4 protein-coding genes are annotated in these 6,546 nt (G+C 34.8%); all 4 read right to left on the reverse strand.

Translation table 11 applies throughout. The features are described 5' to 3' along the window. Position 1: 1 nt before the first annotated feature. On the reverse strand, positions 2–550 hold the full coding sequence (locus ACFOZ1_RS14685; RefSeq protein WP_390200505.1) for a hypothetical protein: 549 nt from the start codon (positions 548–550) through the stop codon (positions 2–4). 947 nt (positions 551–1,497) lie between these two features. Then, positions 1,498–1,758: a hypothetical protein gene (locus ACFOZ1_RS14690; RefSeq protein ID WP_390200507.1), complete on the reverse strand. Its 261-nt coding sequence runs from the start codon at positions 1,756–1,758 to the stop codon at positions 1,498–1,500. 157 nt (positions 1,759–1,915) lie between these two features. After that, positions 1,916–4,642, reverse strand: a complete 2,727-nt coding sequence (locus ACFOZ1_RS14695; RefSeq protein ID WP_390200508.1) for an ATP-dependent DNA helicase — start codon at positions 4,640–4,642, stop codon at positions 1,916–1,918. Positions 4,643–5,080: 438 nt separating this feature from the next. Then, the gene (locus ACFOZ1_RS14700; RefSeq protein WP_390200510.1) at positions 5,081–6,475 is read right to left on the reverse strand and encodes a DUF2326 domain-containing protein; all 1,395 of its coding nucleotides are present in this window, start codon (positions 6,473–6,475) and stop codon (positions 5,081–5,083) included. Positions 6,476–6,546 lie beyond the last annotated feature (71 nt).

Raw genomic sequence — 6,546 nt, forward strand, 5'->3', positions numbered from 1 at the left:
ATTAGTCATTTTCCATTTCAAAATATGGGTCACCCTGCATGATTCCTTTTTTATAAAGTTTACGGTATTCCTCAACGATTAATTTCTCAATGAAACTACTGTTTGTATCGTTACTTTCCGTTAGCATCATCCCTAAATACCAATTCGCTTTTTCAGAGATATAAAGTTTTTTTTGGATTTTCTTATCACCTGACTTTTCATTTTGAATTAGCTCGGGTAGAAACTTTCCTATTTGCTTTTTTGACTCAGGGTAAGAAGTTATCGTTTCATTGGCAAATTGAGCAGCCAATTCATAAGATATTGGTATGATTTTTTCTTCTGTCACTTCTGTAAGTTCAAAATTTGGATTTAGGTCATCATCATTCATATCAACGTATGCTGGAAATTCATTGTTAATATAAAAGAAGTATTTTGCGCTTTTTGTTTTATAAAGTTGTTTTAACTGTTTTACATAAGCTCCTCTTGCATGATCGGCCTCTTCTATTCTTTGTTCACAGACCTTTTTGGCTGTCTCAGTGTTATAAACTGCACCGTCAATAACTTTTTTCATGTTAACTCCTTTCAAACCTTTAGTACTAAGTCTGTTTATTTATATTTTTTAGTACTAACTTATCTCGTTTATAATATATATTAGTGTAGATTTTTTGTCAATGTTTTTTATGTGTGCTGAATCGTAACTATAAGGAATGCTAATTACCAAGTGGAGAAAGAATAAAAAAAGAGGCTTCCAAAAAGTTAAGAACTTAATGGAAAACCTCTTATTTTTATCCTCGAATACCTATCAGTTTAATAGTATTCTTATAACTCTTGGTTTATGAGGGTTTCTTGATGCTTATTACATCATGCCGCCCGTAAGTTGAGAATGTGTAATATCTTTAACTTGGCATGCGTAGAGTGCGGTATATCAAGGTTTTGTTAAATTCTTACTGTAACATCTTTAACCGGATGTTACTGTTTTTCACTGGATTGCGTTAGCAAAATGTTAGCAAGTCCAAACAGATAGCACTTGTTCACAACTCCAAATTTGTAGAGATGATAGTATACACAGAAGTGACATTAGTTCAAATAAGATAATTTACAGAAATTTAGAATACTATTTTTTATTTTTTTATTCCATTCCGCCCATACATTCCATTCATGATTAAGTGTATTTATTAAGACACTACCAAGTTTACTAAGCCACACTAAAACCTGATCTGAAGTATATGATTTATCAAACTCATCAATAACTTCTTTTATAAAGGACAATGATGGACTGTCTTCTCCTAAAAATGCAAGACTCTCAAAAATGCACTTTAACTAAATTTTAACATAATATTTGCATAAACTTATGTATTGGTAGTGGAAGGGAAAAACTAAGTAGATAGCTTTTATTTAGTTTTATTTTTAAAAACATGATAACTAGAATTAGTTTTCGTGTTTTAGTTTTCCGATATTTTTATGAATTTTCTGAAGCAACACACAAATACTTATCTTTGGGATATTTACCCAGAATAATCAATTACTCCTCTTCAGGGTATCTTTCTTGCTGCAAAAGTTCCTTAGCCTCGCTGAGGCGTAAATCCAATATTTTTGCAAAAGGTAAATAATTTTTTCATCTTCAACTGTAGCTTCCACCAGAGCGGCAGTAGCCTTTTCAATCCCAATGACTCTTTCTTCAAAGGCAGCTTCTTCTAGCCTTGCATTGCTAGTTTCTCTTATTCGCCCCAATAGTTCTTTACCAAATTCCGACAGGGAATCCCTAATATAGGGTGCCATATTTTTTCCTCCTTTAAATTCAAATATATTACTCTGTCTAATTATTTTCCACTGCCACATAGCAACATTTTTGCAGCATTTATTATTTGAAATAGAATATCAAAACTCATTCTAGCATAGTAAAACTTGACAGTAGTGAAATAGTCTTCCAAAGCCATCATTCGATGGCATTCTTCAACAGCTGTATATCTTTATTGTTATTTTTTGGTTTTATGTTACTCAACACCTTTTGCTCAACCTCCGGTGTCCAGTAGATTTTGAGCTTATTTCTCGCACGGGTAATTGCCGTGTAGAAAATATTATGTGTTATAAGTTCGTCAACCTCATCTGTTATGACGACTTTAACAGAGTTGTACTCCAAGCCTTGTGCCTTGTGTATGGACACGGCATATGCAACTTGGAATGGAACTACAGATTTTGAAGATCCGTCATCATCTTCATCTGTGCTTTTAAGTTTGTAGACACAAAAACGTATTACGGAGTTACCGCTCTCCAAATTGCCCAACAACTCAAAGTCCTGACCGAAGGCATCTACGCCGTTGATTACCATACCCAGTTCGATATCAAACTGTATGCGTTCGGTAGGCTTTTCACTATCAAGAATTTCTATCCCTACTATCCGCCCCTTCATATTGTTGTAGATCAGGGGCGCAAAGCGATCGGATTCATTGAATAAAATTGGATCGTTGACCTTATATTGCTGAACTCCCCACAACACTGAAACACTCGGATTGCTCTCTTGTAAAAAACGATTAATGTTATTTATTCCGTACAGCCCGTCATAATTCAGACAAAGAATTATTTCGTCCGCTTCAGCAGAGGAAAAAATTGAAACGTCCAACGTAGTTGAATAGTCTTGCCGTGTAATGAGTTCCAAAATGGTGTCATCCATCTTACGTACTCTGGCCCATAGTGAAAGCAATCCCTCGTTGTCGCTCCGATAAGGCTTAGTTAACTCAAATACCGAGCTTTCAGGAACAAACGCACGAGCCACACTGAACCAGTTACCAAATCGGATAGAGGCTATTTGATATGAATCCCCTACCAAAACCAACAACTTATATGTAGCTTTGGTAAGAATAGCCCTCATGTCATCATTGTTCACAGTACTGCATTCGTCTATTATTAGCAAGTCATAGTCAGTAATGATGCTCCGTCTTTTTACAAATTTTGTAATCGTGGAAAATGTGCAGTTGGAAGCTTTCACCCGTCTTTTCAAATTATCCACAGCAGGGTTGGTCTGTGCCAAAAACAGCTTTTTCTTATCGGCAAAGAAATGTGCTATGTGGTTTATGAGCGTAGACTTTCCCGTGCCAGCCGATCCATACATCAGGGCCACTCTTGAGTTTTCAAACATTTGAGTTAAAGCCGCTTTTTTCTCATCGCAGTCAACACCGTGGTTGGGTTCACTCAACCATGCCTTTACCGAATTTGAATAGTTCTCAACTCCGCTTTTTGCTAGATCCTCAAGTTCGCCAATAATGAATCGGGTATTTTTTTTATAACCATTAATGAATATTTGACCAGATTCAATCACTAATTTACTGTTTTCAACATGGCCGTGCCATAAAGTAGAGTTATAGATTCTTATAAGTGCTGGTATATCATCAAATCCAACAATATCCTTTACGGGCGTAAAAAGTTGTCCTTTGATTTCGGTGTTGTTCCTAACTAGACGTGCAAGTATTTCATGCTGCCGTTCGGCAGCATTTATGCAAGCGAACAAATCTACCAGTCTGGGGTTATGTCCTAATGGCGAAGAATTAAAGGGCATCCTGTCGAACGGGAGACAACCATTTTTCACAAAAAGCCCGGACAAATTATTGTTTGCAAGGCTATGATGTTGATTCTTAATAATTTTGTTATTCATATGGTAAAGCAAATAACGCAGTAGATTTTTGCCCGCGCAATTTGCATTCAATACCGCACGACAACGCTCTAAATCATCGAAGAACACAACTGCCTTGGATTGTTGTGTCGCTTGCTGTTTAATCCTTTGAAATTCCGCATCGGGAAAATCCACGAGTTCCGTTAGATTAAATCCGGTTGATGTTAAAAATTGTGCAATCCCCTGTTGTTCAGCATATCCTGTCTTAACAGCTGTTCCTCTAATTAGACTTGTGAAATTTTTAAACTCACAATCTCGAATTGCTACCTCCCAACCTACGATAACGATGACAGGCATAGTCTTGCCGAGTATTTCAATGCTGTCGGGGGCTAAGGAAAACTTGACAGCATAGTTGTCGGTTATTTCCATACTTGTAAAGGCGATAACTCGGTTAAACTTGCTCGCATAATCATTGGCGGGTGTAAAAGTTACTTCATAGTATACCCGTTGCCCGACAAAGAATGGCTTTACCTTTTGAATATAGTATTTCTCAGATTTTCCGACGTTCTGTATATTATATTGATTTATCTTAGTGGCAATCTTCTCATAGTACTCCTGCAAGTTTGAATCCATGTTCAGCGGAAACTTGTCAAGGTTTCCAAGAAGTTCAAAGGAAAATCTGTCATGCATGAGGTTTTTGATTCTCAAAAGGTATTCATAATATTTTAGCATTAATCTCTCTGAGTTTTCCTCGTCAAGCGTATAGTGTGATGCTACGATTTGCAAAAAATCATGAAACCGCCTCAGCACTTTTAAATTGCCCTGTGTTCCAACAAAGCCAATTGCTTTGCGTATATTATCATAGTTGTTATCTATGTCTTGGCCGTTGGCGTAGAATTTCAGCATTATATGCTCAACAAAGTTACGTAGTTGAGACAGGATGTCCTGCGAAACTACTCCCCTTGGCGAAGTGGCTAGGCTGTCTATGTGACGGCCAATGACCTTGTTTATATTAAGAATCTGTGTGTCTATTCGTAAAAGTGATACTTTAGACATTTTGCACCTCCAATAAAGTCAATACCATTTCATCCTTGCTATACATAAAATTCAGAGATAATCTTACAGTTTAACTCACACTCTGTAATTTTGCTTTTCTATAAACATAATTCTACAAAATTTGTTAAAATCCTCCTAAATACAATATACTTTTAATAAATAAACAAAGCCTCCCAAAAGTTTAATCAATGAATGAGAAGCCACTTTTATATATCCAATGTTAGCATTTTGTAAGCAGATTGCACATGAACCCTTATATATCAAGTGATTGAGCAGTCATCACATCCTACCGCGCGTAAGATGTGAGTGTGTAACATCTTTAACGAGAGGTGCAAAAAGTGCAGTAAATCAACGTTTTGGATGTTTTTGACTGTAACATCTTTAACGGGGATTTACAGTTTTTTATAGGATTGCGTTAGCAAAATGTTAGCATTTCTATTAAAAATAGACACCCATAAGACAACCTGACTCATCAGAATCTGTAAGTACTTTTGGTAGTATATTCTTTTCTACATCCTTAGCTATACTTTCTGGAAGATCGTCTGAATTTAAGGTAATTATATATTGAAACCCCTTTTCTAAAGACTTATGTTTTCCAAATCGTAACGCTTCTGCTATTTGTCGTTCATCAACAGGATCATACAAAGCACTATCATGAATTAATATGTTCATCCTTCTACCCAAATATGCCGACATTTGGATAAGCATCATATCAAAACAATATATTAACATGCTATTTATTCCGGTACTACCTTGATTTCTAGATATCATTTCAATATCATAACGCCCATTTTTTGTTTGACCGATATTAAGTTGTGCTGAAGAATAATACAATGCTTTAGAGGCCTCTTCTACTAGTAAAATTGCTTTTTGTTTCGTCTTTGTATGTTCTTCTAGTGACTTTGTAATTTCTATTATTAGCTTTTGCTCTTCTATTTTTAAGTTTGCTTCCTCCTCACGTATTGAACTAATAAGCATTTGTTGATTTTTATATGTTCTTATCTTACTTTCTAGCTCATTCCATTCTGATTGTAGTAAGGAATATTGATCTAAAGCACCATGTGTATTAAGAATTTCCATTTTCTTGGATTGCTCCATAGATAGTTCCTTTATTAAAACTCCCCTATCCTTAACTAACTTTTCATATTTATTTAACTCAGAACTAAGATAATTTTTTCTGTTACTAACCAATCGTTCATGGAATATCTTTGAATCCTTAAAAGTCTTAATAAGAGCATCTGGGAGCTTTATTTTCACTTCTTTATACAGTTCCCTAATATTTATATCTGAAATATTTTCTTCATTCATTGATGCTTCTTTTAAATCTGCAATTACCTGTCTGTCAATAAAGTTTTGGTTACTTAATTCGGAAATCTGTTTAGCGAAACCGCTTGCTTCAACTTCAATTTCTTTATATTTGGGATGAACCTGAAAATTCTCTAATTCTTTCTTTAAGTTGTCAGCTTTATCTTTTAAAATAGTTATCTCTCTATCTAAATTAATTCCATTATTAACGATTTCCTTATAAGCATCAGTCTTTAACACCTTTTTAAGATCTGAGACTTCTTTTTTCTTTTCCTCTAGCTTCTTCTGTTTTATAGACAGTTTTGTGTCTAGTCCTATTAAATATGTAAGTATAATTTGCGTTAGGAACACTTTTTGATTTTTATAATATCTAGACGCAGTCAGAAAGCCACCATCAGCTGCTTTTCTTGCAAAATAAGGAAATAAAGTTCTGAATTTAATGTTTTCATTTACGATTGTCTCATTGTTATCTAAATTAAATAGTACATTCCCTAGAAATTCATGGTATGTCAACACTAAATCAAACAAATTTTTAAAGGTTCATTAACTTGTATTCATTCGGTGTTAAATAATGTAATGATCCATGAATTCGGATGCGA

The organism is Gracilibacillus marinus (genome assembly GCF_042651725.1).
Lineage (GTDB): Bacteria > Bacillota > Bacilli > Bacillales > Amphibacillaceae > Gracilibacillus > Gracilibacillus marinus.

What these genes read in the sequence shown, in the direction of transcription:
- ACFOZ1_RS14685 (WP_390200505.1), bottom strand. Translation starts at nt 550, where the DNA reads ATGAAAAAAGTTATTGACGGTGCAGTTTATAACACTGAGACAGCCAAA.
- ACFOZ1_RS14690 (WP_390200507.1), bottom strand. Translation starts at nt 1,758, where the DNA reads ATGGCACCCTATATTAGGGATTCCCTGTCGGAATTTGGTAAAGAACTA.
- ACFOZ1_RS14695 (WP_390200508.1), bottom strand. Translation starts at nt 4,642, where the DNA reads ATGTCTAAAGTATCACTTTTACGAATAGACACACAGATTCTTAATATA.